Source organism: Photobacterium chitinilyticum (assembly GCF_004104355.1).
Taxonomy (GTDB): Bacteria; Pseudomonadota; Gammaproteobacteria; order Enterobacterales; family Vibrionaceae; genus Photobacterium; species Photobacterium chitinilyticum.
The window spans coordinates 82,430-108,019 of record NZ_RJLM01000001.1; the positions used below are offsets into that span (position 1 = coordinate 82,430).

The window sequence follows — 25,590 nt, forward strand, 5'->3', positions numbered from 1 at the left end:
AGTATGACGTTTTTCCGGACGATTAAGTTTGCTGGCAGTGCAGTGTTGGCAACAGTCAGCGCGCCAGTATTCGCAGCGCCTGCAGAGATGAATATTGCCACGACACTGGCTGCGCTGATGCTAGTGGTTGTATTAATTCTGTTTCTCGCCTGGCTGGTCAAAAGAATGAAGCTGCCTGGTATCCAGGGGGCCGACGGAACACTTAAAATTTTGCGTCAATTGCCCGTGGGACAGCGTGAGCGAATTGTTCTGTTGCAGGTTGGCGAAGAGCAAATGCTGGTTGGTGTGACGCAACAAAATATCTCTTTACTGAGCAAGCTGGAACACCCCCTGTCAATGAACGAGGTTCAAAGTGGCGGTGAGTTTGCCGGCCAACTGACGAAGTTATTGAAAAAGAATGATAAGAAATAATCTTATTGCCGCCGTTTTGGCGGCTTTTAGCTTTTTGCTGGCATTACCGGCCTTGGCCGAAACAGCGGATGGGCTATCTTCTGCGGCTGGTAGCAGTGTGACCGTGAGCGAAATGCAGAAGGAAGGCGGCACGACCCAGTTGATGACAACGGGAAACGGTGGCGGGATCCCGGCATTCTCTGTTACGGTTAATCCAGATGGTAGTGAAGACTATTCGGTGACGTTGCAGATCCTTGCCCTGATGACGGCATTGGGCTTCCTGCCGGCGATAGTCATCTTGATGACATCCTTTACCCGCATCGTGGTAGTGATGTCTATTCTCAGACAGGCAATGGGCCTGCAGCAGACACCGTCGAATCAGGTGATCATCGGTATTGCCATGTTTTTGACATTCTTCATCATGTCTCCCGTGCTTGATAAGATAAATACCACTGCTCTGCAGCCTTATATCAACGAACAAATTACCGCTCCCGAGGCGTTGTCTGCCGCCCAGATCCCGATCCGTCAGTTTATGCTTAAACAGACCCGAGTTAAGGATCTGGAAAGTTTCGTCAATATGTCAGGTTCGGAAGCGACCGACCCGCAGGATGTGCCGATCACCGTATTGATCCCGGCCTTTATAACCTCGGAGCTCAAAACGGCCTTTCAAATTGGCTTTATGTTATTCCTGCCATTTCTCATCATTGATTTGGTGGTTGCCTCAGTGTTGATGGCGATGGGTATGATGATGCTGTCGCCAATGATTGTATCCCTGCCATTCAAGTTAATGCTGTTTGTGTTGGTTGATGGTTGGAACCTGATTTTGTCGACGCTGGCCGGCAGTTTCGGTACCTGAGTACAGGAGACTATAGCGAATGACACCTGAAGCTTTTGTCGAGATTTTCCAGGACGCGTTATATATGGTCCTGTTGATGGTCTGCGCGATTGTCGTACCGGGCTTGTTGATTGGTCTGGTGGTCGCTGTGTTTCAGGCCGCGACTTCCATTAACGAACAGACCTTGAGCTTTCTGCCTCGCCTGATTGTTACGTTGCTGGCGTTGATGTTTTTCGGCCATATGATGACCCAGATGCTGATGGATTATTTCTTTCGCATTATCGATCAGATCCCGCAGTTGCTGTATTAGCGGATGGTTGAATTAATAGATGGCTGAATTGACTATGGTGGGTGAGTAAACCGATGTCCTATCCATCAGCACTGCTACTCGATTGGATTGCTAATTATTTTTGGCCGCTGACACGGATCTCGGCCATGATGATGGTAATGACTTTTTTTGGTGCCCGTTTTGTCTCACCCAAAATACGCCTCTATCTTGCCGTGACGATTACCTTTGCCGTAATGCCTGCACTTCCAAAGGTTCCCAGCGATATTGAACTGTTGTCCGTGGCCGGTTTTTTGATAACTGCCCAGCAGATGATAATTGGTATCTCTATGGGATTGGTAACCCAGTTTGTCACTCAGACCTTTGTATTGCTCGGACAGATTCTGGGTATGCAGTCGAGCCTCGGTTTCGCATCAATGGTTGACCCTGCTAATGGCCAGAATACACCGGTATTGGGCCAGTTTTATATGTTTCTGGCCGTTATGCTATTTCTGGCTACTGATGGTCACTTGACCATGCTGAATATGGTGGTGCTAAGCTTCAAGACCTTGCCGATAGGCGAGTCAATGCTACGCCCTGTCGACTATTACCAGCTTGCAGGCTGGTTTGGTCATATGTTCAAAGCGGGGTTGAATATGGCGCTGGCGGGGATTATCGCCCTGCTGACCGTCAACCTGTCGTTTGGTGTGATGACCCGTGCCGCCCCGCAGCTGAATATTTTCTCGCTGGGCTTCTCGTTCGCCTTGTTACTTGGTTTGGTGATCAGCTGGTTTTTGGTCGCGGCCATGTTGCCGCAGTACGAATATCACTGGGATATCGGGTTTGGCCAGATATGCAGTTTAATTAGGGTGGATTGCTGATATGTCTGAATCTGACGGTCAGGAACGTACCGAAGACGCCACGCCCCGAAGGCTTCAGCAGGCGCGGGAAAAGGGGCAAGTACCGCGCTCAAGAGAATTAGCTTCAGTAGCTGTGCTAGTGGCTGGTGCTGTTGGTCTTATGTGGTTTGGCGAAATTCTCGGTAATGGGTTGGCCGAGGTGATGATGAAGATGTTCTCCTTGAGCCGAGAGGAAGTTTTCGATCTCAATAAATTGTTTGCGGTTATCTCCGCCTCGGTGTGGCATGTTGCTTTGCCGTTGGTGTTAGTGCTGGCTTTTTTATTTGTAGCTGCGCTGGTGGGGGCTGCCGGACTTGGTGGGGTGAGTTTTTCTGCCGAAGCGGCCAGGCCGAAATTATCCAAAATGAACCCTATCAGCGGTTTGCAGCGAATGCTTGGCAAGCAGAGCCTGGTTGAGCTGATCAAATCGATTTTAAAAGTTGCCCTTGTAGCAGGTGTTGCTTTCTACCTAATGCAGTCCAATCTAGAGGACTTTTTCCAGCTTAGTGTCGAAATCTATCCACAGAACCTGTTTCATGCTCTCGATATTCTATCGGGTTTTGTTTTATTGATATGTTGCTCGTTGCTCATCGTGGTTGCCATCGATATCCCTTATCAAATATGGCAGCACAACGAACAGCTAAAGATGACTAAACAGGAAATAAAAGACGAGTTTAAAGATAGCGAAGGTAAACCTGAGGTCAAAGGGCGGATCCGAATGCTGCAACGGGAAATGGCCCAGCGCCGAATGATGGCGGATGTCCCGCAGGCGGATGTGGTGATCACTAACCCGGAGCACTTCTCCGTAGCACTGCGTTATGATCCAGATATGGATTCGGCACCGGTTGTTGTTGCCAAGGGCATTGATCATTTAGCGCTTAAGATCAGGGAAATTGCCAACAAGCATGATGTTGATATTGTTCCAGCGCCGCCATTGGCTCGTGCGTTGTACCACACAACTGAATTGGAGCAACAAATTCCTGACGGTTTGTTCGCCGCAGTGGCTCAGGTACTTGCGTACATTTTCCAGCTAAAGCAATACCGCAAAGGCAGGGGAGAGAGACCGAAGCTTTCGAAGGAAGCAACGAATATTCCACCGGACTTGCAGTATTAATTGAAAGATCATATTGATACATTGTTGCGCCAATTTATTGACGATCTAAAAGGTATGATTATTGCTTTGGAGGTTCCTGTTTGGAGTCGAAAGCGATAAAATAGACCGCTCTCACTATATATCTGTACCACACCAACAATTATAAGATTGAATGAAGCTTTCGATACCTTTTGCGGATAAATTACCTTTATCACGCCTGCAATCAATGCCAGCAATAGGCGCACCGGTCATGGTTTTGGCAACCTTGGCGATGGTTGTGCTGCCTATGCCTCCGTTACTGCTGGATATGGCCTTTTCTTTTAATATCGCTCTGGCACTCGTGGTCCTGTTGGTAACCGTCTATACCCGCCGTCCGCTCGATTTTGCAGCTTTTCCTACTGTTCTTTTGATTGCCACCTTGCTGCGTCTAGCCCTGAACGTTGCTTCAACGCGAGTCGTGTTGTTGTACGGGCATGAAGGCCCTGATGCCGCCGGCCAGGTTATTGACGCATTCGGTTCGGTGGTGATTGGCGGCAACTATGCTGTTGGTCTGGTGGTCTTCCTTATCTTGATGATTATCAACTTTATGGTCGTCACCAAAGGTGCTGGCCGTATCTCCGAGGTGAGTGCCCGCTTTACCCTAGATGCCTTGCCTGGTAAACAGATGGCCATCGATGCGGATTTGAATGCCGGACTGATTGACCAAGAGCAGGCAAGAACTCGCCGCTTTGAGGTAACCAAAGAAGCTGACTTTTATGGTTCTATGGACGGTGCGTCGAAATTTGTAAAAGGGGATGCCATTGCCGGTATCCTGATCCTGTTTATCAATATCATCGGTGGCCTGGTGATCGGGATGGGTCAGCATGGTCTCGACTTTGGCAATGCGATTCAAATTTATAGCTTGTTGACCATTGGTGATGGTTTGGTTGCCCAGATCCCGTCGTTGTTGCTGTCAATTGGTGCGGCAATGATGGTGACGCGTCAAAATACTGACGAGGATATGGGGCAACAGCTTGTCTTCCAGCTGTTCAATAATCCTCAGGCATTGATTATTACCGGTGTTATTTTATTTGTGATGGGAATTGTACCGGGCATGCCGCATGTTCCGTTCCTGTTGTTGGCGGCTTCCATTGGTGGATTTGCCTACTGGCGGATCAAAAAAGAAAAAGCTGCAGCGGTTGCAGAGGCGGAAGCGCCACCGACCGAATTGGCCGTACAGCCAAGCCAGAAAGAATTATCTTGGGATGATGTGCAGCCTGTCGACGTTATTGGCCTTGAAGTGGGTTATCGTCTTATTCCTATGGTGGATAAAGAACAAGGCGGGGAATTGCTTGAACGGGTAAAAGGGGTGCGCAAAAAGCTATCTCAAGATTTTGGCTTTCTGATCCCGCCTGTTCATATTCGTGATAACTTGGAATTACCGCCCAACACGTACCGCCTGAGCCTGATGGGCGTTGCTTGTGGAGAAGCCAATATCCACCCAAACATGGAGCTGGCCATTAACCCAGGCCAAGTATTCGGTACCATTGACGGTGAGGCCACGACTGATCCGGCTTTTGGCCTTGAGGCGGTCTGGATAATGGAGGCACAGCGTGAACATGCGCAGGCTCTGGGATATACCGTGGTTGATTCAGCGACCGTGCTGGCGACTCACCTGAGCCAAATCTTGACCAACAGCGCTTCTCAATTGCTCGGCCATGAAGAAGTCCAGAACTTGCTTGAAATGTTAAGCCAGACCACACCGAAGCTCGTGGAGGGCTTTGTTCCTGAACAGCTGTCTCTGGGTGTTGTGGTGAAAGTGCTGCAGAATTTGTTGCACGAAGGGATCCCTATCAGGGATGTACGCACAATAGTGCAGACTCTTTCCGAGTACTCTTCTAAGAGTCAAGATCCTGACATTTTGACTGCCGCGGTACGAATTGGTTTGAAACGCTTAATTTGCCAAGAAATCAATGGTATAGAGCCTGAGCTGCCAGTAATTACGTTGGTGCCGGAGTTGGAACAAATATTGCATAAAACAATGCAGTCTGCCGGAGGTGAATCTTCCGGCATAGAGCCAGGGCTGGCAGAGCGCCTACAGCGCTCACTGACCGAGGCCACTCAGCAACAAGAGCTGAAAGGGGAGCCTGCCGTATTACTGACTTCCGGTGTATTACGGTCAACGCTCGCTAAGTTTGTCAAAAATACTATTCCATCGCTGCGGGTACTTTCCTATCAGGAAGTCCCAGACGAGAAACAGATACGCATTGTCAATGCAGTGGGTAACTAAAGCGGATATATGGATAAAGCACTCAATGGCTGGCTTGGCGTGACAGATGCCGTAAGCAATAGCGTGATTAAACGGGAAGACAAGATTGAAAATTAAGCGATTTTTTGCCAAGGACATGCGAACCGCTCTGAGCCAAGTGAAAGAAGAGCTCGGTGCTGATGCGGTTATCATGTCCAATAAAAAAGTGACAGGCGGAGTCGAAATTGTTGCTGCCGTTGATACAGATGTTGCCAATGAACCGACCAAGGGATCACAGGCAACCCGCGAAGCCTTGGCGGAACGGCTGGGTCAGGCGAAGCGCAAGCTGGTTGATGACAAAGTACAATTGAAGCAATCAGCGGCAAGCCGTTTTGCCAATGTACTGCAGAACTACACCGGTGACAGCAAGCAAGATGAGCCTGCTGAAACTGAAGTAGACTCGTTGTCGGCATTGCTAAAACGTCAGTCTAAGCACCATGGCAGTAGCTCTGAACATGAATACGGTGAGCCTGAACGACCATCAATGCGCCCTCGGTCGATGCAGCCTGAGCGCCGCACGGCACAAAATCGTTCACCGCAAAACAGCAGCTACCCGCAACAGGACGCTGGCTACGGGGCCGGCCGTCGTCAGAACTTTGGTCAGGAACAACGTCCCGAACGTCGTCAGCAGAGCGGGCAAAATGGCTCCTCGCGCTCGATGTCTTCGCAGCGCCAGCCAAAGCATGCTTTGGATATTGGTGACTATCGCAGGCCGCAAACACCGGGCAAAGGACAGAAGCAAGAATTATCACGCGGTGGCAATCGCCTTGACCCGAGCCGTTACGATCCGAAAGCGAGTCATTCCGGTGATGAGATGGATTCGATGCGAAGCGAAATGGCTTCGATTCGACGTTTGCTTGAGCATCAACTTTCCGGCCTGATGTGGCAAGAGGTTGAACGTCGCGAGCCAATGCGGGCGATGATGATTAAGCGATTGGAAAAAATGGGGCTATCGCCTGAATTATCCGATCAGCTTGCTTGCTATATTCCAGAAGACGTGCCAGCGAATGAAGCGTGGCCGGCTTTGTTAGATTTACTGTCTGATCAGATTATTACCACCGATGACTGTATTCTCGAAACCGGTGGGGTTGTCGCGTTGTTGGGGCCGACAGGCGTGGGGAAAACCACCACGATCGCTAAGTTGGCAGCACGCGCTGCAATGGATTTTGGTCCGGACCAAATAGCCTTGGTAACAACAGATACTTACCGTATTGGCGCCCATGAACAGCTAGCGACATATGGTCGAATTATGGGTTGTCCGGTAAGAGTTGCTAAAGATGCAGAGGAGCTTGCCGATATACTTCATCAGTTACGGCATCGACGCCTAGTTCTGCTAGATACCGCGGGTATGGGACAGCGTGATATCAGGCTGTCTGAACAGCTCGATACCCTGATGCAGAACAGTGGCTCGCAAATTCGCAGTTTTCTGGTTCTGCCTTCAACGGCACAGCGTCGTGTACTCCATGAGACCATCGAGCACTTTCGACGGATTCCATTGTCAGGTTGTGTCCTGACCAAGCTGGACGAGTCTCTTAGCTTGGGGGAGGTGATTTGTGTATCGATTCAGAGCGCACTACCGATATCGTACTTAGCTGATGGCCAGCGAGTACCAGAAGATATTAAAGTAGCGACTGGTGATTACCTGGTCGCACGTGCAAACGAATTACTAGAACAAGAATTAAGCCAGCAATCTCATTTCTGGAGTAGCGATAGTTCAGATAATCAGGCGGCAGACTTTTATGATTGAGAACGCAATGTACGATCAAGCGAGCGGTTTGCGCCGTATGACAAAATTATCATCCACTAAAGTCATTACTGTCACTGGCGGTAAGGGCGGAGTGGGCAAGACCAACGTTACCCTGAGCATGGCGATTTCCATGGCCCAGCAAGGTAAGCGTGTAATGGTACTTGATGCCGATCTCGGACTTGCCAATGTCGACGTCATGTTGGGTCTGCGTGCGGGCCGTAACTTGTCACATGTTCTGGCTGGTCAGTGCGATCTTCAGGATATTATTGTTGAGGGGCCATACGGGGTGAAAATTATCCCGGCATCATCGGGCACCCAAAACATGGCTGAATTGTCTGCGGCCCAGCATATGGGGCTTATCCGTGCTTTCAGTAGCCTGGAAGATGATATTGATGTCCTATTAGTTGATACGGCAGCCGGTATTTCTGATATGGTACTGAGCTTTTCACGTGCCGCTCAGGATGTATTGGTTGTTGTCTGTGACGAACCGACCTCTATCACCGATGCTTACGCATTGATTAAAATACTGAGTCGCGAATATGATGTTCAGCGGTTTAAGATTGTCGCGAATATGGTCCGCAGCTACCGTGAAGGACGGGAATTGTTTGCCAAGCTAACCAGGGTGAGCGAGCGGTTCCTGAATGCTAACCTTGAGCTGGTCGCCTGTGTACCGCTTGATGATCGTGTTCGTCAGTCGGTTAAACGCCAGAAAATTGTGGTTGACGCCTTCCCGCGTAGCCCGGCAGCATTAGCATTGACATCGCTGGCGACGAAGGCCATGACCTGGCCGGTGCCTAGCAGTGCTGGTGGCCATCTCGAGTTCTTTGTCGAGAAGTTACTGGTCAAGCAAGCACCTAATGAGGCTTCTATTGGTGAATAAAGCATTGACATACGGACGCTATCAGGAAAGTCCGCATGCCTTTATTGAGCGTTATTCGTCATTAGTAAAGCGCATTGCTCACCACTTGATGGGGCGGTTACCACCCAATGTCCTATTAGAAGATTTAATTCAGGCTGGTATGATAGGCCTCCTGGAAGCACAGCAAAATTATGATCCTAGTAAAGGCGCAAGCTTTGAGACCTTTGCCGGGATCCGGATCCGGGGTGCGATGTTAGACGACATCCGCCGTGGTGACTGGGTTCCGCGCTCGGTTTATAAAAATAACCGACGCATCACGGAAGCCATCTCTTTCCTGGAAGGAGAGCTTGGGCGAGACCCTAATGATCAGGAAATTGCTGAACATCTCGAAATGACACTCGATCAGTACCATCAAGCGCTAAATGATGTTAATTGTGGACGTCTTATTGGTATGGACGACCTGGGTGTATCGGAAGATGCTGTTGCAAGTGAAGAAACACTTGAAGAAAATCTTCCATTTCAGGGTGTTGTGAATGATAATTTTCGTCAATCATTGGCAGAAGCAATAAAAACACTGCCTGAAAGAGAGGCGTTGGTCCTGTCTCTTTACTATGATGAGGAGCTCAATCTCAAGGAGATTGGTGCGGTTATTGGGGTGAGTGAATCCCGTATTTGCCAGATTCACAGTCAGGCAATGCAACGTTTGCGTTCCAAGCTCAAGGTTTGGACTGCTTAATACATATTAGATAAAAACACTGTGACCTCAGTGGAGGCAACTTTGAATAAAAACATGAAAATCCTCATTGTTGATGATTTCTCGACAATGCGCCGTATCGTTAAAAATTTATTACGTGACCTAGGTTTTAACAATACCCAGGAGGCGGATGATGGATTGACTGCGCTACCAATGCTGAAAAAAGGCGGTTTTGATTTCGTCGTCACTGACTGGAATATGCCGGGTATGCAGGGAATTGATTTGCTTAAGCACATTCGTGCAGATGATGAACTCAAGCACCTACCGGTACTGATGATCACCGCTGAAGCGAAGCGTGAGCAGATTATTGAAGCTGCACAGGCCGGCGTTAACGGTTATATCGTTAAGCCATTCACGGCAGCTACGTTGAAAGAGAAGTTAGACAAAATCTTCGAGCGTATGCAGTAATCACTATCGTCAGGCGCTAAAAGGGTAATAACCATAATGATTTCACTCGATCAGGCTAAGCAGCTTGTCAGCCTGCTTGAAGATGGGAAACAGGACGAAGCTAACATACTTGTACAGGGACTTGTCTCTGACAGCCGTGATCCTGTTTATGCGGAGGTGGGGAAATTGACCCGCCAATTGCATGACTCACTGGCAAATTTTCGTCTTGATCCTCGTCTTAATGATTTAGCGAAGACCGAAATTCCTGATGCCCGTGACCGTTTATCATATGTGATTGATAAAACGGAGTCTGCTGCCAATAAAACCATGGATGCTATCGATAGTATCGAGCCGCTTGCCGATAGGCTGAATGACACCTTGAATCAGGTTCATCCGCAGTGGAAGCGACTAATGGGCGGGCAAATTGCGCTTAATGAATTTAAGTTACTATGCCATGAAATTGACAGCTTGTTGGTACAGGTTGAAAGTGATAACAATGCGCTTCGTAGCCATTTGACAGAAATTTTAATGGCTCAAGACTTTCAGGATCTCACCGGACAGATAATACGCCGTGTCATCGAATTGGTGCACGAAGTGGAAGATCAATTAGTCGAAATCCTTAAAGCCTTTGGCATGGAACAAGAAGACAGATCAGACACCCTTAAAGAAGTTTGTGTTCTTACTCCTGAGGGGCCAATTGTCAACAGTGAAGAGCGTGTGGATGTCATGTCTTCACAAGATGATGTTGATGACTTGCTGTCTAGTCTTGGATTTTAGGGGAAATATATGAGCTTTGATTTAGACGAAGACATCCTGCAGGACTTTTTAATAGAAGCAGGAGAAATTCTTGAGTTGCTGTCTGAGCAGCTGGTAGAGCTTGAGCGTAGCCCTGACGATTCAGAGCTGCTCAATGCTATATTCCGCGGCTTTCACACCGTAAAAGGTGGCGCTGGTTTCCTTTCTCTGACTGAGCTGGTAGATGCCTGTCATGGGGCCGAGAATATCTTTGACTTGTTGAGAACCGGCAAGCGAAGCGTCACGTCCGAACTTATGGATGTGATCCTAGAGGCACTGGATACAATCAATGAAATGTTTGCTCAGGTACAGGAACGAGAACCCGTTGTTCCCGCTGAGCAAAGCTTGCTTGATGCACTTCATCGCTACAGCCAGCCACCGACTGCAGAGGAGCTCGCTCCAGCGCAGCCTGTTGAGGCAGTAGCAGAGCCTGAGCCCGTTGTGGTTCCCGAGCCGACTCCTGCTCCGGTTGTTGAATCGCCTGTTTCGCAGCCAGTCGTTCCGGCTGCTTCGTCAGCGGCAATTGCGGGTAGTACTGTCGACGACATGACTCAGGATGAATTTGATCGTCTACTTGATGAGCTTCATGGGGCAGGAGGCAGCCCTTCTGCGGCCGCTGCACAGTCTGCTCCTACCCCTGCTTCAACGCCAGCTACCCAGGTAGGGAACGCGGGTGTTGCCAATCAGATCCAATCTGAAACTGGTGACATTACAGATGATGAATTTGAGCGTTTGTTAGACGAGTTACATGGTGCAGGCAAAGGTCCAGGAGCTACTGATGAAGTGATCACCGCATCGCCAGCACCGGCAGCACCGGTAACTCCGGTATCGACATCGACAGTGCCTCGCGACACAGGTGCCAGTTCCGGTGATGATGACTTGATGACAGACGACGAGTTTGAGCGTTTGCTCGATGAGTTGCATGGTTCGGGTAAAGGACCGACAGACGAAGAGCTAGAAATGGCCACTCGTCCTGTTGCTGAGATGTTGGCCGAAACGCCTGTTGCGGCAAGCCCTGTGACGCCAGCGGCTCCCGTTGCAAAGCCCGTTGTACCTTCGCCTGTTGCCCCAACACCTGCTCCGGTTGCCAGTGCTCCGGCACCTCAGCCTGTGGCCGAGAGAAAGTCAAAGGCAGTGGCGACCAAAGAGAAGAGTAAGCCGGCAGCGGAGGCAACCGTTCGTGTTGATACTTCTACCTTAGATACCATTATGAATATGGTAGGTGAGTTAGTATTGGTACGTAACCGCCTGGTTAGTTTGGGTCTCAATACCAATGACGAAGAAATGTCAAAGGCAGTCTCCAACCTAGATGTGGTCACAGCCGATTTGCAGGGTGCGGTGATGAAAACCCGTATGCAGCCAATTAAAAAGGTATTTGGTCGCTTCCCTCGGGTTGTCCGTGATTTGGCGCGTAGTCTTAAAAAAGAAATCGTGCTCGAGATGCGTGGTGAAGAGACGGATCTTGATAAGAACCTGGTAGAGGCTTTGGCCGATCCATTGGTTCACTTGGTGCGGAACTCGGTTGACCACGGTATCGAGATGCCTGATATCCGAGAGAAAGCAGGCAAAGCGCGTCTTGGTACTGTGCTGCTGTCAGCATCACAGGAAGGTGACCATATTCTGTTGACCATCGAAGATGACGGTGGTGGTATGGATCCGGACAAACTGCGCAACATTGCTGTTGACCGTGGTGTGATGGATGCCGATGCGGCGTCACGCTTAACTGACTCAGAATGTTATAACCTGATTTTTGCTCCTGGCTTCTCGACTAAAAAAGAGATTTCCGATATCTCCGGTCGTGGCGTTGGTATGGATGTGGTGAAAACAGGGATCAGCCAGCTGAATGGTTCAATCAGTATTGACTCTGCTCTGGGTAAAGGTACCCGTATTGATATCAAGGTACCGCTGACGCTCGCTATTTTGCCAACCTTGATGGTTGGTGTCGCAGAGCAGCCGTTTGCCTTGCCATTGGCCAGTGTGAACGAGATTTTCCATCTCGATCTGCGTAAGACCAATAATGTCGATGGTCAGTTGACGATTATTGTTCGCGACAAAGCAATCCCGTTGTTTTATTTGCAGGACTGGTTGTCAGCCGTTGGCCTTCCGCAGCGCGAACGCGATCATGGTCATGTGGTTATTGTCCAGATTGGTCATCAACGAATTGGTTTTGTTGTCGATACGTTGATTGGTCAGGAAGAAGTCGTGATCAAGCCACTTGATGAATTGCTTCAGGGTACGCCGGGAATGGCAGGTGCAACAATTACCAGTGATGGTCATATTGCCCTGATCCTTGATGTTCCTAATCTGCTAAAACATTATGCTGGTCGCTAAGGGCTAGGCTGTTCACTAAAAGCCAGAGCGTTAATAAGTTAGGGGCGCTAAGCCCCTAAATAGCATATTAAATTTATTAGTTTGGTTCTGCTTGCCAGCTAGGTTAGTAAGAGTCAGATAATTGTTCAGTTTGTTATATTGGCTGGGTAACTCATATATACGGGATAAAGACAACATGGCAGTAAAAGTATTGGTGGTGGATGATTCAAGCTTTTTCCGCCGCCGTGTCAGTGAAATAATCAATTCCGATCCTCGACTTGAGGTGGTTGGCAGTGCCGTTAATGGCAAAGAGGCGGTTGAACTGACTAACAAGCTTCAGCCAGATGTCATCACCATGGATATTGAAATGCCGGTGATGGACGGTATTACTGCCGTGCGCGAAATTATGAAAAGCGCACCGACCCCGATTCTGATGTTCTCCTCACTGACTCACGAAGGTGCGAAGGCAACACTGGATGCTTTAGATGCCGGTGCGTTGGATTTCTTGCCGAAGAAATTTGAAGATATCGCACGTAACCGCGATGAAGCGGTCAGTCTGCTACAGAAGCGGGTGGGCGAGCTGGCACGCAAACGTGTGTTTATGCGCCGCTCGGTACGTCCGGCTGCGACACCAGCTCCGGCTGCTGGCCGAGAGCTGAACAAACCAGCGCTTGGCAGGGCGACGACAGCGACAGGAACGGCAACTCGTCCGGCTCCGCGTACTGCAGCGCCAGCCAAGCCAATGGCTCGATTCAAATCATCGGGTAAAAAATACCAGTTAATGGCGATTGGAACCTCGACAGGAGGTCCGGTTGCGCTGCAGAAAATTTTGACCAAGTTACCGGCCAACTTTCCTTATCCGATTGTGCTAATTCAGCACATGCCAGCGACGTTTACCGCCGCTTTTGCCGCTCGTCTGAATAACCTGTGCAAGATTGGGGTTAAGGAGGCAGAGGATGGGGACGCTCTTAAACCTGGAATGGCCTATTTGGCACCAGGTGGCCAGCAAATGATGCTGGACGGTCGTCCGGGTTCGTCACGTATTCGTATTATCGATGGCGGCGAACGGATGAACTATAAGCCTTGTGTCGATGTGACCTTTGGTTCGGCGGCAAAAATCTATCACGATAAAGTGCTGTCGATGGTTCTGACCGGAATGGGAGCCGATGGCAGAGAAGGTGCGCGTATGCTTAAATCCAGCGGCTCGACTATTTGGGCACAGGACGAGGAAAGCTGCGTTGTCTATGGAATGCCGCAAGCTGTGGCAAAAGCTGGTATCTCCAGTGAAGACTTACCGTTAGATCGGATTGCCGAGCGCATCTTGGTTGAGATCGGGTTGTCGTAGGGAGTTTGCTTTGATCGTCTGGAGTATCGCTAATCAAAAAGGCGGGGTAGGCAAAACGACAACCACGGTAAGTCTTGCCGGGTTATTGAGTGAGCGCAACAAGCGGGTGCTGTTGGTCGATACCGACCCTCATTCGTCGCTGACGACCTACCTTAATTTTGATGCCGATGAAGTACCGGCCAGCTTGTTCGATTTGTTTCAGCTTACAGATGTTACGCGAAACTCTGTTCGTCCGATTATCTTGAATACCCAATTCAAGAATATCGATATCATTCCGGCTCATATGTCGCTGGCGACACTTGATCGGGTAATGGGCAACCGCGGCGGAATGGGATTGGTTCTCAAAAAGGCCTTGAACAGCCTGACTGATGACTATGACTATGTCTTAATTGATTGTCCGCCGATCCTTGGTGTGATGATGGTTAATGCCCTGGCGGCCAGTGACAGGATTTTAATCCCGGTACAAACCGAGTTTTTGGCCATGAAGGGGCTTGAGCGAATGATGCGTACCCTTCAGATCATGCAAAAATCGCGCACGTCAGGCTTCCGGGTAACTATTGTTCCAACAATGTATGACAAGCGAACTCGGGCATCGTTGCAGACTTTGCAAGAATTGAAAGTCCGATTTCCCGAGCAGATTTGGGCATCGGCGGTGCCGATCGATACCAAGTTTCGCGATGCCAGTATCAAGCATATGCCGCCTTCGTTGTATGCGCGAAATTGTCGGGGTGTCTTTGCCTATAAGACCCTATTAAATTATCTGGAGCGTCTGGATCAAGATGAACGATAAGCATCGTCTTTCCAGTGAACAGGCACTGGATGATTACTTTTTTGATCTACTGATTGAACCTGAAGAGGTTGAGTCGGAAGATATTGATACGAAAGGGATTGATACGAAAGACGTTGAGCCTGCACAAGAGCCGTCGCCTCTGATTGATGAGATCGATAGCGGAACGCAGCAAGATCTCGAGCAGGCTAGTGATACGGTTGTATCCGATGATTCGGGCTCTGAGCAGGAGCCTGAACACCAGATTCAAGATGATAATGCGGCACCGTTTGATTTTGAGCAGCTGTCGGAACCTTCGGGTGACTCGGACGAGGAGGGGCAAGCGACTATCTCCGTCGAGATAAACCTGTCACCACCGTCAGACAAAGCATCAGGCTGGGTACCTCAGGTTCGGGAGGAGCCCGTCGAGACTCGGCAGCCAGAAAGCAAATCTTCAATTCTTTTTGCTGAAAAGCCGCAGACTGAGCTGGAAGGGGTTCAGCGACTGCTTAGCCAAATGAGCCAGATGCAGTCAGAGATCCGGCATGAATCAGATGCGCTTATTACCGAGCAGATGGAACTTGCTGTCGAATTGGCGGAACAGGTTGTTGAAGAAGTCGTTTTGGAAGAGACGGCGACAGTACCGGCAATTGAGCCTTTTTCTGTTGAACCTGAAAGTAATGACGTAGAATTAGAACCTGAAGTAGAACAACCAGCCCCTGAACCTGAACAAGCACAGCCTGAAGAGCTTGTTGCTCCGGAAACGCAGCCAGGAAGCGACGGACCTCCGGATGTATGGCGACAACAACAGGACAGGGATGCTGAGTTCCAGGCGCTTTTCTTTGAAGTCAATGGCGTAACTTTTGCGGTACCGTTGACTGAATTGGGGGGCATTCATCAGCTTGGAGAGGTGAACCACCTACTGGGGCGTCCGCCTTGGTATCTTGGGCTGATGACAAACCGAGAGCATCAGCTAGATGTAGTCGATACTGCACGCTGGGTGATGCCTGAGAAACTGAGTTCGAATGAACATCAGGAAGAATATCGTTATATCGTGATGTTAGGGGAAAGTAAGTGGGGATTGGCATGTAATGTACTCCACGGAACTGAAACTTTGACAGAGCAGAGTGTTCGTTGGCGGGAACAGGCGGGTAAACGCCCTTGGCTTGCCGGAATGGTTAAAGAAAAAATGTGTGCTCTAATTCATGTTAGCGAACTAATATCTATGCTCAATGCTGGTTTAGATGTTAAGAGTGTAATGTGAGCAAGGCCAAAGAGGAAACAGCATGTCACAGGTTAGTGTAGCCGAAATACAAAAAGAAGACGGTAGCGATGAAGTACTGCAATGGGTAACCTTCCAGCTGGAAGAGGAAACCTACGGCATCAATGTGATGCAGGTACGAGAAGTATTGCGCTACTCGGAAATTGCCCCAGTACCAGGTGCTCCAGATTACGTTATAGGTATCATCAATCTGCGTGGTAACGTGGTTACGGTTATTGATACCCGTTCTCGCTTTGGCCTAATGCCAGGTGAAATTTCTGATAATACCCGTATCGTGATTATTGAAGCTGAGAAGCAGGTTATTGGTATCTTGGTTGATAGCGTAGCAGAAGTCGTTTATCTACGCAGTTCAGAAATCGACAGTACACCAAGTGTGGGTACTGAAGAGAGTGCTAAGTTTATCCAGGGCGTGAGCAACCGTGATGGTGAGCTGTTGATCCTGGTTGACCTGAACAAGTTGCTGTCTGACGAAGAATGGGATGAGATGGCGTACTTGTAATGCTAAACCTCATTTTGCAATGGTTGCCGGTTGCCGTCGCGATACTTGCCGTGTTTGTTTCATGGCTGATGGTTCGTCGTGAGCGTAAGGCCCGTCAGGCACTGGAAGCAAAATTTGCTGCAACAGAATTGGTATTGAAAAACTCTCGGCATCAGCATGAAAGTCTGCTCAAGCAGTTTACTGAGTTGCGAGCTGGGACGATAGGTATGAGCCAGAAGCTTGCTGATATGGCCGAAAACCTTGAGATGATATCAGATCGGCAGGGTGAAATGGCCATGCTGGATCCTGATGGAAAACTCTACAGCCGAGCCAGTAAAATGGTTGAGCTAGGCGCCGATGTCAATGAGCTGATGGAAGAGTGTGATTTGCCGAAGGCGGAAGCGGAACTTTTGCTGCGCTTGCAACAAAAGATGGCGCAACCAAGACGGCGTTGAAAAAGCCGTCTTTATTTAGTCACATTAAACTTGCTCATCAATACTAGAGAGCCCTTCCCAGCCGGGAGGGGTTTTTCCGTTTAGTAACCAGGAAAAAGCAATCAATTCAGCGATGATTCGATAGAGGTTTTCCGGAATTTCATCACCCACTTCAAGATTATTGAGATAATTAACCAAGGCCTCGTCGTGATGGATCAAGCCACCCTGCTGTTTTACTTGTTCAATAATGTGTTCGGCTAATTGGTTATAGCCCTTGGCCGTAACGGTTGGAGTCTGCTGCCCGTCATAGTGTAGTGCAATCGCACTTTTGTTATTCATTTTCGATTTTTCCACATAGTCGTTATTACTTGCTGCGTGCCTAAGGCCATGTGATGTTAGGGCTAATTCTGATTCTGTCTATATCAGGATCGACAGCCCCTCTCTCTTTGGCTCGGAAACTTGCGGGGGGCGAAACGTAAATGTAGCAGGCTCACTTTGGATCCCCAGTATTGCCAATCGCTCGGTCAGAATAGGTGAAAGTGATTCAGTTCGCTGAAGCCAGTTTCTGCTGTCGGATTCAAAATGTAGCGCCAACGTTTCTTTTTCCCATACAGCAACTGCATGCACGGTATCGTCGTGACCGACAGGCAACGCCAGCCGGATGGTCCATTTGGGAGAATGGTTAGATTTTTTACCTGCACCAGAGCCGGGATCTTTTTCCACTGACAATTTCAGCTCGCGACCGTTCGGTTGCAGCAGGTGTAGTTGCAGCAAGGTGGTATCCGTGTCTTTTACGGCAGGAGCCAACCGTTGTTCTGCTGCGAGTTTGAGCAATGCACTGAACTCCTCCTGCTTATCAGCAGGAAGCTGTAGTAACCACTGTTTTAGCGGACTATCTGATTGCCTAGATTGTTCCAACAGCTGGGCCAGCACTTGCTTGCCTGCACCTTGTCTAAGCCATTGTATGAGAGTGGCTTGATTTTCAGGCATTAGAAGCTGAGACAGCAAATTAGTCACAATAGGTGATGATGGCATCGATGAACTAGAAGCGAGTGCTACAAAAGTTGTAAAAAAACGTTGCAGCACATTCATTTGCATTAATACTTGAGAGAGTTGGGAAATTTGTCCCTTAATAGGGATATTGGTATTCACGGTTTGAGGTAATTTGTGATTTGTCTCATTTCCTGGCACTTTTTTAGGGTGTAGTTGTCCACTCTTAGTTAAAGCAGAGGCTTGGAGGTTATCGATACGCATGTATGTCACAATTACTAACCTAAGTGATAGAAGTATACAACTGGGTGTCTAACAAAATTCTGGACCAGTGTGGTAATATGCCCGCTAAATTGTGTCACCTAGGATACATCATTTAATATGTTGTCTGTACAAGAATTAAGCTGTGTCCGTGACGAGCGGGTATTGTTCGATGACCTGAGTTTTTCCGTTTCATCGGGAGAGCTGGTTCAGGTTGAGGGACATAACGGCGCCGGAAAAACAACCTTGCTGCGGATCATTGCCGGTCTCGGGCGAGCAGACAGCGGTAACGTGTGCTGGAATAACGAAAAGATCGAATCAGCACGGGAAGACTACTACCAGGATTTGCTGTTCCTCGGTCACCAGACCGGGGTAAAGCGTGAGCTGACCGCTTTTGAAAACCTGGCTTTTTTCCAGGCAATGCATACCAATACGGAAGGCTCTGGTTTGAAGGGTAAGCCGCAGGTTAGCGGCGAAGAGTGCTTATGGCAGGCACTGGCTCATGTCGGTCTTGCCGGGCGGGAAGATGTCCCTGCCGGTCAGCTTTCAGCCGGCCAGCAGCGCCGTGTGGCATTGGCCCGTTTGTGGATAAGCAATCATAAGCTATGGATTCTGGATGAGCCATTAACGGCCATCGATAAACAAGGCGTGAAAGTGCTGGAACAGTTATTCCTGTCGCATGTCGAGCGTGGTGGTGTGGTGTTGCTTACGACTCACCAGGATATGTTTACAGACAGTAATCATTTACGGAAGATTAAGTTGGGGCAGTAGTTCAGGATGCTAAGCGCTATTTTTCAAGTCATTCGACGTGAACTGCTGATTGCATTTCGTCGTCAGGCTGATGTGTTTAACCCGTTGTGGTTTTTTATCATTGTGATCACCCTGTTCCCGTTGGGAGTAGGACCGGAGCCGAATCTGTTGGCTCGGATTGCACCAGGTATTGTTTGGGTGGCGGCCTTGCTGGCGGCATTGTTGTCACTGGAGCGTTTGTTTCGAGATGACTTTGTCGATGGCTCGCTTGAGCAGATGCTGCTGATGCCGACCCCGTTGCCGGTGCTGGCATTTGCTAAGATGGTGGCACATTGGCTACTTACCGGTGTACCTTTGCTTTTGATCAGCCCGTTGCTGGCAATTTTGCTATCGCTAGATTGGCAGACGTGGCAGGCAGTGGTACTGACACTGCTTATCGGTACGCCGACATTGAGTTTTCTCGGGGCAATAGGGGTTGCCCTGACTGTGGGGCTGCGCAAAGGTGGCGTGTTGTTGAGCCTGTTGATTTTGCCGCTGTATATCCCCGTGCTTATCTTTGCAACTTCTGCCATTGATGCAGCCAGCCTTGGCATGGCTTTCAATGGGCAACTAGCATTGATGGGAGCGATGTTGGTTGGCTCGGCCACGTTGGCACCATTTGCCGTTGCCGCTTCATTACGAATTAGTGTGCAATAAAAGATTACAATTAGACTTGAGTAATATGTCTCATAATAATGGATCTCATGAGACAATTTTGAGCAAGAACAAGGAAGCGAAGGTTAGGCGAGTAAGTACCTCAAAGGAGGTATTCAACTTTGCTTATCCTGAATGAATGATGAGAAGTGTTTCATTAGTATGTTGTTCTTCACTGATAGTGAACGATACGCTGGCTGAAAACGTACTTATTACAATTATACGAGTAGAGCAGAAATATGTGGAAGTGGTTACATCCCTACGCGAAAGCTGAAAATTGCTACCGTCTATGCGGTACCCTGTTACCTTGGTTCTCAATTATTGCGATGTTGGGAATTATTGGCGGTACTATCTGGGGATTAATGTTTGCCCCGACAGATTACCAGCAGGGCGATAGTTTCCGGATCATTTATCTTCATGTTCCTGCGGCCATCTGGTCGATGGGGGCCTATATGTCGATGGCGATTGCCGCCTTTATCGGTATGGTCTGGCAGATCAGGCTATCCGATATGGCAGCTGCGGCAATGGCGCCTATAGGTGCTGTCTTTACCGTGATTGCTCTACTCACTGGTGCTATTTGGGGCAAACCGATGTGGGGAGCCTGGTGGGTATGGGATGCCCGTTTGACTTCCGAGCTGATTTTGCTGTTCCTGTATCTAGGTGTAATCGCGCTTTATAGCGCCTTCGATGATCAGAAGACGGCGGCAAAGGCTGCGGGTATTCTCGCGATGGTCGGCGTGATTAACCTGCCTATCATCCACTTCTCGGTTGAGTGGTGGAATACACTGCACCAAGGTGCCACAATTACGAAATTTGATAAACCGTCGATGGATAGCAGCATGCTGTGGCCGCTGTTACTGAATATTGTCGGCTTTGCCTGTTTCTTTGGTGCGGTAACACTGGTACGTCTACGCAATGAAATCATTGCCCGTGAAAGTCATCGCCCTTGGGTACGCGAATTAATGAAGTGAGGCCATCATGCATTTTGAATCTTTCAGTGACTTTTTAGCGATGGGTGGTTACGCATCTTATGTCTGGGGGGCCTATGGCATCTCCTTTGCCGCACTACTGTGGATTTTAATTTCAAGTCTGAGTAAAAAACGCCGCCTTGCGGTAGAAATCAAGAACAAAATCGCTCGTGAGCACCGTATTAAAGAAGCGAAAAAACTGGAGAACACACTATGAACCCGAGACGAAAAAAACGCCTGACGTTAGTGTTGGCGTTAGTTCTGGGCCTCGGCGCAACGATTGGTTTGATGCTATATGCGTTAAACCAGAATATGGACCTGTTCTACACCCCTACCGAGTTGGTACAAGGTAAGCCTGATGGTACCAAGCCCGAAGTAGGGCAGCGTCTGCGAATTGGCGGTATGGTTGTCGTGGGGTCGGTTCAACGTGATCCACAGTCGCTGATCGTACGTTTTGATGTGGCAGATGTCGGCCCGGCAGTTACTATTAAGTACGATGGTATTTTGCCGGATCTGTTCCGTGAAGGTCAGGGCATCGTGGCACAGGGTGTGCTGATTGATCCAACGACAATAGAAGCTCACGAAGTGTTGGCAAAACACGATGAAGAGTATATGCCGCCGGAAGTTGCTGAAGCGATGAAGAAAACCCATGAACCTCTTCAATATAGCGAAGAACAGATGCAGGGTAGTGTTCAATGATTGCAGAACTAGGGCATTTTAGCCTGATTGTTGCGTTGGGTCTGTCGATCCTCGCAAGTATCTATCCATTGTATGGTGCCTCTGTCGGCAACCAGTCAATGATGAGAATGGCTCGTCCACTGACTTTCGGTGTGTTCGGCATGTTGCTGTTGTCATTCATCGTATTGTGCTGGGCATTTTACACTAACGATTTCACCGTAACCTATGTTGCCAGTAACTCCAACAGCCTATTGCCGTGGTACTACCGTATCACCGCCGTTTGGGGGGCGCATGAAGGTTCACTGTTGCTTTGGGTATTGATCCAGGCAACTTGGGCAGCAGCCGTTGCCATGTTCAGCCGAGGTATGCCGTTAGAATCAGTTTCTCGGGTTTTGGCGGTAATGGGTATGATTTCAGTGGGTTTCCTGCTGTTTATCATCGTCACTTCCAACCCGTTCCTACGTACCTTACCTTTCTTCCCGGTTGATGGCCGTGATTTGAATCCGCTGTTGCAGGATCCGGGTCTGATCATTCACCCGCCGATGTTGTACATGGGCTATGTCGGCTTTTCTGTGGCTTTTGCCTTTGCTATTGCCTCACTGATGACAGGTCGTCTGGATACGGCCTGGGCGCGCTGGTCTCGTCCTTGGACGATTGCTGCATGGTCATTCCTGACTCTTGGTATCGCACTAGGTTCATGGTGGGCTTACTATGAACTAGGCTGGGGTGGCTGGTGGTTCTGGGATCCGGTAGAAAACGCATCTTTCATGCCATGGCTTGCGGGCACGGCATTGATGCACTCACTTTCTGTTACGGAAAAACGCGGTACATTTAAAGCCTGGACAGTGCTGTTAGCAATTTCAGCGTTCTCGCTAAGCTTACTGGGTACTTTCCTCGTTCGTTCTGGTGTCTTGGTGTCGGTGCATGCTTTTGCATCAGATCCGGCGCGAGGCATGTTTATTCTTGGCTTCCTTGTCGTCGTTATCGGCGGTTCTTTGTTGCTGTATGCACTACGCGGTGGTCAAATTAGAGCGCGTGGTAACTATAGCCTGTTCTCGCGTGAGAACCTGCTGCTTGCTAATAACCTGTTGTTGATTGCCGGCTTATTGGTTGTGTTGATCGGCACCCTGTTACCGTTGATCCACAAGCAGATTGGTCTTGGTTCTGTATCAATTGGTGTTCCGTTCTTCAATACTCTGTTTACATGGCTGATGATCCCGTTTGCCTTCATTCTGGGTATTGGCCCAATGGTGCGTTGGAAACGCGATAATATATCGAACATCACCAAGCCGATGATTATCTCTGCGGCGATCACGCTGCCGTTCTCGTTTTTGGCCATAATGCTGTTTACTGACAGCATGGAGCCAATGGCGATACTGGGTTTAGTCATGGCGGTTTGGATCGTAGTGATGCACGGGTTCGAGCTCTACCAGCGTGCCACGCACCGCCATACTTTCATGAAGGGTTTGGGCAAACTAGGTCGTAGCCACTGGGCGATGATGCTTGGTCATATTGGCCTGGCCGTCTCTGTGATCGGTATGACGTTGGTTTCCAACTACGATATCGAGCGGGATGTTCGGTTGGCTCCGGGCGAAACCATACAGGTGCAGGGTTATGATTTTAACTTTGCCGGTCTGCGTGATGCCGATGGCCCGAACTATGACGGTTATATCGCTGACTTCAATATTACCCGTAATGGTAAGCATGAGACCACTCTGCACGCAGAGAAACGTTTTTATACTACAGCTGGCTCGATGATGACCGAAGCGGCTATCGACAGCGGTGTTACCCGCGACCTGTATGTCGCCATGGGCGAGAGACTGGACGATGGTGCCTGGGCTGTCCGAATTTACTTCAAACCATTTGTAAACTGGATTTGGTTTGGCTCAGTACTAATGGCCTTAGGTGGCGTGATGGCAATTAGTGATAAACGTTACCGTTTTCGTAAGAAAGCTAAAGTTGGCAATGCTAAAGCCGCCAAACAAGCAGAGGTTAACTGATGAATAAGAAATTATTGTTTGTACCTCTGGTACTGTTTTTGGCTCTGGCGATGGTATTTATGGTCCAGCTGACCCGCAATGCAGGCGGTGACGATCCGACCAAGCTTGAGTCGGTATTGGTGGGTAAACCTGTACCGAATTTCAAACTTGAAGACTTGGTTGAAACGGGCAAGTTGTACGAGCAGGATATCTTCAAAGGTGAGCCACTGCTGCTGAATGTATGGGCGACATGGTGTCCTACGTGTTATGCCGAGCATACCTACCTCAATGATCTGGCAAGTAAAGGCGTGAAGATCATTGGTCTTAACTATAAGGATGAGCGTATCAAGGCTGTCCGGTGGTTAAACGAGTTAGGTAACCCTTATATTCATAGCCTGTTCGATGGTAACGGTATGTTAGGGATGGATCTGGGGGTCTATGGCGCACCAGAGACCTTCCTGATTGATGCCAAGGGTATCGTTCGTTATCGCCATGTTGGCGATGTTAATGAGCGCAACTGGGCAGACACGCTTGAGCCGATGTATCAGGCACTGCTGGAGGAAGCGAAGGGATGATCAAAAGAATCACAGCCATACTTCTGGGGCTTAGCCTTGTGTTGGCAGCTGCGCTTCCAGTATCGGCAGCCATTGATGTTTATGAGTTTAAAACTCTTGAACAGGAACAAGCTTTCCACAACCTGACTGCAACGCTGCGCTGTCCTAAATGTCAGAACAACACCATCGCGGATTCAAATGCTGAACTGGCCAAAGATATGCGGCAGAAGGCGTTTGATTTGCTAAGCGAAGGTAAAAGCGAGCAAGATGTCGTCGACTATATGATTGCCCGTTATGGCAACTTTGTGACCTACGATCCACCGCTGATGCTGTCAACGATCATCCTGTGGGCTGGTCCATTGTTGTTTGTGTTGATCGGTTTTACGGTGTTGGTGATGCGCTCTCGCAAAAATGGAGAGAAGCAAACAACAGTAAAGCTGAAAGCAGATGAAGAACAACGCTTGAAATCACTGTTGGAAGAAATGGAACAACAACCGAATAACAACGGGAAGGTGAAGTAATGACGTTGTTTTGGCTAATAACCGTTGTTTTGGTTCTGATCGCTGCAGCTATTTTCATTGTGCCTATGCTGTATGGCAAAACGCAAGATGATATCGCTAGCCGTGATGAGCTGAACAAAGCCTTCTTTAAAGATCGTATTGACGAGTTGGAAGAAGAAACCAGCGAAGGCTTGGTTTCTAATCAGGGTGAGCTGGTGTCTGAGTTGCAGCAGTCATTGCTTGATGACGTGCCAGTGCATACTGATCAGCAAAAAACGGCGGTAAGTACTGCCATGTTGATCCCTGGTCTTATTTTGCTGGTGGGTGTGTGTTACGGCATGTACTTCAGTGTCGGCAATCTTGATAAGGTGGAATCTTGGCAACAGACAGTCGCGCAGCTACCTGAACTATCGAAGCGTCTGATGGATGAGCAAAGTGCCGATCCGCTGAGTGATGCCGAGATGAACGATTTGACCTTGGCACTGCGTACCCGTCTGCATGATAACCCGAATGATGCGACAGGTTGGTTGCTGCTTGGTCGTATCGGTATGGCGAATCGCGATGCTGATACAGCACAGGGAGCAATGAAGCGTGCGTATGCATTGGAACCAGGAAATCCTGAGGTTCAGCTGAGCTATGCCCAAACTCTGATGTTGATTGGTGATCCGGCTAAGAGCGACTATGCACGCCAGCTATTACGCAGTGTTATCAAGCAGGATCACACCAATATTCGTGCGATGTCACTGTTGGCTTTCGATTCGTTTGAACGTGGAGATTACCCGCAGGCCGTCTCATACTGGACCATGATGAAGAAGATGATTGGTGAAGATGATCCTCGAGCCAAGATGCTGGACCGCAGTATTGAACGAGCGCAGGCTCAGATCACTCAGGTAAGCAAACAGGCTGCTATCCCGACAAAGACTGTCTCGGTGAAAGTGGAGCTAGGCTCATCCGTCAATCTGCCTACGCAGGGGCTGGTTATTATCTCAGTGCATTCTGCTGATGGCGCACCGATGCCTGTTGCAGCACGTCGGATGCCGTTGTCTCAGTTCCCGTTGATGCTAACGCTGAGCGATAGCGATAGCATGATCCCTGAACGTTTGATGTCGTCGTTACCCAATATGATTGTTAAAGCGCGTATTGATACTGATGGTAATGTGATGACCAAGAAAGGCGACTGGTATGGTCAGAGCGATGTAATTTCGCTTGGCGGCTCCACAAATGTGGTGATTGATAAGCAATACTGATAACTTCGCTGGAACTCATAGAGCAGGCTGGATATCATTGTCCG

General features: G+C 49.1%; 28 protein-coding genes. 26 read left to right on the plus strand and 2 right to left on the minus strand.

Annotated features, from left to right (window positions below; translation table 11 throughout):
• The first annotated feature begins 3 nt into the window (after window positions 1-3).
• From fliO to EDI28_RS00510, 17 genes are all read left to right on the plus strand, one after another.
• A complete protein-coding gene (gene fliO / locus EDI28_RS00430) occupies window positions 4-411 on the plus strand; it encodes a flagellar biosynthetic protein FliO (protein WP_128781878.1) in 408 nt (135 codons plus the stop codon).
• On the plus strand, window positions 398-1,246 hold the full coding sequence (gene fliP / locus EDI28_RS00435) for a flagellar type III secretion system pore protein FliP (protein WP_128781879.1): 849 nt from the start codon (window positions 398-400) through the stop codon (window positions 1,244-1,246). The genes fliO and fliP overlap by 14 nt, the downstream gene beginning before the upstream one ends.
• 19 nt (window positions 1,247-1,265) lie before the next feature.
• Complete coding sequence (gene fliQ / locus EDI28_RS00440) at window positions 1,266-1,535, plus strand: flagellar biosynthesis protein FliQ (RefSeq protein WP_128781880.1); 270 nt, start codon at window positions 1,266-1,268, stop codon at window positions 1,533-1,535.
• A gap of 53 nt (window positions 1,536-1,588) precedes the next feature.
• Window positions 1,589-2,371, plus strand: a complete 783-nt coding sequence (gene fliR, locus EDI28_RS00445; protein WP_128781881.1) for a flagellar biosynthetic protein FliR — start codon at window positions 1,589-1,591, stop codon at window positions 2,369-2,371.
• 1 nt (window position 2,372) lies between these two features.
• Window positions 2,373-3,503, plus strand: a complete 1,131-nt coding sequence (gene flhB, locus EDI28_RS00450; protein ID WP_128781882.1) for a flagellar biosynthesis protein FlhB — start codon at window positions 2,373-2,375, stop codon at window positions 3,501-3,503.
• Between the two features lie 151 nt (window positions 3,504-3,654).
• On the plus strand, window positions 3,655-5,751 hold the full coding sequence (gene flhA / locus EDI28_RS00455; protein WP_128781883.1) for a flagellar biosynthesis protein FlhA: 2,097 nt from the start codon (window positions 3,655-3,657) through the stop codon (window positions 5,749-5,751).
• An 85-nt stretch (window positions 5,752-5,836) separates the two neighbouring features.
• Window positions 5,837-7,516 (plus strand): flagellar biosynthesis GTPase FlhF, encoded by a 1,680-nt coding sequence (flhF, locus tag EDI28_RS00460; RefSeq protein WP_128781884.1) that lies wholly within the window; start codon window positions 5,837-5,839, stop codon window positions 7,514-7,516.
• The gene (locus EDI28_RS00465) at window positions 7,509-8,396 is read left to right on the plus strand and encodes a MinD/ParA family protein (RefSeq protein ID WP_128781885.1); all 888 of its coding nucleotides are present in this window, start codon (window positions 7,509-7,511) and stop codon (window positions 8,394-8,396) included. Before flhF ends, EDI28_RS00465 begins: the two co-directional genes overlap by 8 nt.
• Window positions 8,389-9,111, plus strand: coding sequence for an RNA polymerase sigma factor FliA (locus EDI28_RS00470; RefSeq protein WP_128781886.1), 723 nt, complete (start codon window positions 8,389-8,391; stop codon window positions 9,109-9,111). Before EDI28_RS00465 ends, EDI28_RS00470 begins: the two co-directional genes overlap by 8 nt.
• Window positions 9,112-9,165: 54 nt before the next feature.
• Entirely contained in the window at window positions 9,166-9,537 is a 372-nt protein-coding gene (gene cheY, locus EDI28_RS00475; protein ID WP_036800231.1) for a chemotaxis response regulator CheY, read from the plus strand.
• Between the two features lie 36 nt (window positions 9,538-9,573).
• Window positions 9,574-10,293, plus strand: a complete 720-nt coding sequence (locus EDI28_RS00480; protein ID WP_128781887.1) for a protein phosphatase CheZ — start codon at window positions 9,574-9,576, stop codon at window positions 10,291-10,293.
• 9 nt (window positions 10,294-10,302) lie between these two features.
• Window positions 10,303-12,642: a chemotaxis protein CheA gene (locus EDI28_RS00485; RefSeq protein WP_128781888.1), complete on the plus strand. Its 2,340-nt coding sequence runs from the start codon at window positions 10,303-10,305 to the stop codon at window positions 12,640-12,642.
• Window positions 12,643-12,817: 175 nt separating this feature from the next.
• On the plus strand, window positions 12,818-13,966 hold the full coding sequence (locus EDI28_RS00490; RefSeq protein ID WP_128781889.1) for a protein-glutamate methylesterase/protein-glutamine glutaminase: 1,149 nt from the start codon (window positions 12,818-12,820) through the stop codon (window positions 13,964-13,966).
• 10 nt (window positions 13,967-13,976) lie between these two features.
• Complete coding sequence (locus tag EDI28_RS00495) at window positions 13,977-14,756, plus strand: ParA family protein (protein WP_128781890.1); 780 nt, start codon at window positions 13,977-13,979, stop codon at window positions 14,754-14,756.
• Window positions 14,746-15,996: a chemotaxis protein CheW gene (locus tag EDI28_RS00500; protein WP_128781891.1), complete on the plus strand. Its 1,251-nt coding sequence runs from the start codon at window positions 14,746-14,748 to the stop codon at window positions 15,994-15,996. Before EDI28_RS00495 ends, EDI28_RS00500 begins: the two co-directional genes overlap by 11 nt.
• 22 nt (window positions 15,997-16,018) lie before the next feature.
• Window positions 16,019-16,513, plus strand: a complete 495-nt coding sequence (locus EDI28_RS00505) for a chemotaxis protein CheW (protein WP_128781892.1) — start codon at window positions 16,019-16,021, stop codon at window positions 16,511-16,513.
• Window positions 16,513-16,947 (plus strand): DUF2802 domain-containing protein, encoded by a 435-nt coding sequence (locus tag EDI28_RS00510; protein WP_128781893.1) that lies wholly within the window; start codon window positions 16,513-16,515, stop codon window positions 16,945-16,947. The genes EDI28_RS00505 and EDI28_RS00510 overlap by 1 nt, the downstream gene beginning before the upstream one ends.
• 24 nt (window positions 16,948-16,971) lie before the next feature.
• Here the strand turns inward: EDI28_RS00510 and EDI28_RS00515 are convergent, their stop codons facing one another.
• Both EDI28_RS00515 and EDI28_RS00520 read right to left on the minus strand, forming a co-directional pair.
• Complete coding sequence (locus EDI28_RS00515) at window positions 16,972-17,265, minus strand: EscU/YscU/HrcU family type III secretion system export apparatus switch protein (protein WP_128781894.1); 294 nt, start codon at window positions 17,263-17,265, stop codon at window positions 16,972-16,974.
• A gap of 78 nt (window positions 17,266-17,343) precedes the next feature.
• On the minus strand, window positions 17,344-17,961 hold the full coding sequence (locus EDI28_RS00520) for a hypothetical protein (RefSeq protein ID WP_128781895.1): 618 nt from the start codon (window positions 17,959-17,961) through the stop codon (window positions 17,344-17,346).
• A gap of 336 nt (window positions 17,962-18,297) precedes the next feature.
• Here EDI28_RS00520 and ccmA point away from each other — a divergent pair, with 336 nt between their 5' ends.
• From ccmA to ccmI, 9 genes are all read left to right on the plus strand, one after another.
• Window positions 18,298-18,948: a cytochrome c biogenesis heme-transporting ATPase CcmA gene (gene ccmA / locus EDI28_RS00525; protein WP_128781896.1), complete on the plus strand. Its 651-nt coding sequence runs from the start codon at window positions 18,298-18,300 to the stop codon at window positions 18,946-18,948.
• Window positions 18,949-18,954: 6 nt separating this feature from the next.
• Entirely contained in the window at window positions 18,955-19,623 is a 669-nt protein-coding gene (gene ccmB / locus EDI28_RS00530; RefSeq protein WP_128781897.1) for a heme exporter protein CcmB, read from the plus strand.
• Window positions 19,624-19,859: 236 nt separating this feature from the next.
• Window positions 19,860-20,591 carry a heme ABC transporter permease gene (locus EDI28_RS00535; RefSeq protein WP_128781898.1) on the plus strand — a complete coding sequence of 244 codons (732 nt, stop codon included), beginning with the start codon at window positions 19,860-19,862 and terminating at the stop codon, window positions 20,589-20,591.
• 7 nt (window positions 20,592-20,598) lie between these two features.
• Window positions 20,599-20,805: a heme exporter protein CcmD gene (gene ccmD / locus EDI28_RS00540; RefSeq protein WP_128781899.1), complete on the plus strand. Its 207-nt coding sequence runs from the start codon at window positions 20,599-20,601 to the stop codon at window positions 20,803-20,805.
• A complete protein-coding gene (ccmE, locus tag EDI28_RS00545; protein WP_128781900.1) occupies window positions 20,802-21,287 on the plus strand; it encodes a cytochrome c maturation protein CcmE in 486 nt (161 codons plus the stop codon). Before ccmD ends, ccmE begins: the two co-directional genes overlap by 4 nt.
• The gene (locus tag EDI28_RS00550) at window positions 21,284-23,266 is read left to right on the plus strand and encodes a heme lyase CcmF/NrfE family subunit (protein WP_128781901.1); all 1,983 of its coding nucleotides are present in this window, start codon (window positions 21,284-21,286) and stop codon (window positions 23,264-23,266) included. The genes ccmE and EDI28_RS00550 overlap by 4 nt, the downstream gene beginning before the upstream one ends.
• On the plus strand, window positions 23,266-23,820 hold the full coding sequence (locus EDI28_RS00555) for a DsbE family thiol:disulfide interchange protein (protein WP_128781902.1): 555 nt from the start codon (window positions 23,266-23,268) through the stop codon (window positions 23,818-23,820). The genes EDI28_RS00550 and EDI28_RS00555 overlap by 1 nt, the downstream gene beginning before the upstream one ends.
• The gene (locus EDI28_RS00560; protein ID WP_128781903.1) at window positions 23,817-24,320 is read left to right on the plus strand and encodes a cytochrome c-type biogenesis protein; all 504 of its coding nucleotides are present in this window, start codon (window positions 23,817-23,819) and stop codon (window positions 24,318-24,320) included. The genes EDI28_RS00555 and EDI28_RS00560 overlap by 4 nt, the downstream gene beginning before the upstream one ends.
• A complete protein-coding gene (gene ccmI / locus EDI28_RS00565; RefSeq protein ID WP_128781904.1) occupies window positions 24,320-25,546 on the plus strand; it encodes a c-type cytochrome biogenesis protein CcmI in 1,227 nt (408 codons plus the stop codon). The genes EDI28_RS00560 and ccmI overlap by 1 nt, the downstream gene beginning before the upstream one ends.
• The last annotated feature ends 44 nt before the right edge of the window (window positions 25,547-25,590 follow it).

Bases quoted from the DNA above. Each gene is read 5' to 3' on its own strand.
- fliO (WP_128781878.1), top strand. From the start codon at position 4: ATGACGTTTTTCCGGACGATTAAGTTTGCTGGCAGTGCAGTGTTGGCA.
- fliP (WP_128781879.1), top strand. From the start codon at position 398: ATGATAAGAAATAATCTTATTGCCGCCGTTTTGGCGGCTTTTAGCTTT.
- fliQ (WP_128781880.1), top strand. From the start codon at position 1,266: ATGACACCTGAAGCTTTTGTCGAGATTTTCCAGGACGCGTTATATATG.
- fliR (WP_128781881.1), top strand. From the start codon at position 1,589: ATGTCCTATCCATCAGCACTGCTACTCGATTGGATTGCTAATTATTTT.
- flhB (WP_128781882.1), top strand. From the start codon at position 2,373: ATGTCTGAATCTGACGGTCAGGAACGTACCGAAGACGCCACGCCCCGA.
- flhA (WP_128781883.1), top strand. From the start codon at position 3,655: ATGAAGCTTTCGATACCTTTTGCGGATAAATTACCTTTATCACGCCTG.
- EDI28_RS00465 (WP_128781885.1), top strand. From the start codon at position 7,509: ATGATTGAGAACGCAATGTACGATCAAGCGAGCGGTTTGCGCCGTATG.
- cheY (WP_036800231.1), top strand. From the start codon at position 9,166: ATGAAAATCCTCATTGTTGATGATTTCTCGACAATGCGCCGTATCGTT.
- EDI28_RS00480 (WP_128781887.1), top strand. From the start codon at position 9,574: ATGATTTCACTCGATCAGGCTAAGCAGCTTGTCAGCCTGCTTGAAGAT.
- EDI28_RS00485 (WP_128781888.1), top strand. From the start codon at position 10,303: ATGAGCTTTGATTTAGACGAAGACATCCTGCAGGACTTTTTAATAGAA.
- EDI28_RS00490 (WP_128781889.1), top strand. From the start codon at position 12,818: ATGGCAGTAAAAGTATTGGTGGTGGATGATTCAAGCTTTTTCCGCCGC.
- EDI28_RS00500 (WP_128781891.1), top strand. From the start codon at position 14,746: ATGAACGATAAGCATCGTCTTTCCAGTGAACAGGCACTGGATGATTAC.
- EDI28_RS00505 (WP_128781892.1), top strand. From the start codon at position 16,019: ATGTCACAGGTTAGTGTAGCCGAAATACAAAAAGAAGACGGTAGCGAT.
- EDI28_RS00510 (WP_128781893.1), top strand. From the start codon at position 16,513: ATGCTAAACCTCATTTTGCAATGGTTGCCGGTTGCCGTCGCGATACTT.
- EDI28_RS00515 (WP_128781894.1), bottom strand. From the start codon at position 17,265: ATGAATAACAAAAGTGCGATTGCACTACACTATGACGGGCAGCAGACT.
- EDI28_RS00520 (WP_128781895.1), bottom strand. From the start codon at position 17,961: ATGCCATCATCACCTATTGTGACTAATTTGCTGTCTCAGCTTCTAATG.
- ccmA (WP_128781896.1), top strand. From the start codon at position 18,298: ATGTTGTCTGTACAAGAATTAAGCTGTGTCCGTGACGAGCGGGTATTG.
- ccmB (WP_128781897.1), top strand. From the start codon at position 18,955: ATGCTAAGCGCTATTTTTCAAGTCATTCGACGTGAACTGCTGATTGCA.
- EDI28_RS00535 (WP_128781898.1), top strand. From the start codon at position 19,860: ATGTGGAAGTGGTTACATCCCTACGCGAAAGCTGAAAATTGCTACCGT.
- ccmD (WP_128781899.1), top strand. From the start codon at position 20,599: ATGCATTTTGAATCTTTCAGTGACTTTTTAGCGATGGGTGGTTACGCA.
- ccmE (WP_128781900.1), top strand. From the start codon at position 20,802: ATGAACCCGAGACGAAAAAAACGCCTGACGTTAGTGTTGGCGTTAGTT.
- EDI28_RS00550 (WP_128781901.1), top strand. From the start codon at position 21,284: ATGATTGCAGAACTAGGGCATTTTAGCCTGATTGTTGCGTTGGGTCTG.
- EDI28_RS00555 (WP_128781902.1), top strand. From the start codon at position 23,266: ATGAATAAGAAATTATTGTTTGTACCTCTGGTACTGTTTTTGGCTCTG.
- EDI28_RS00560 (WP_128781903.1), top strand. From the start codon at position 23,817: ATGATCAAAAGAATCACAGCCATACTTCTGGGGCTTAGCCTTGTGTTG.
- ccmI (WP_128781904.1), top strand. From the start codon at position 24,320: ATGACGTTGTTTTGGCTAATAACCGTTGTTTTGGTTCTGATCGCTGCA.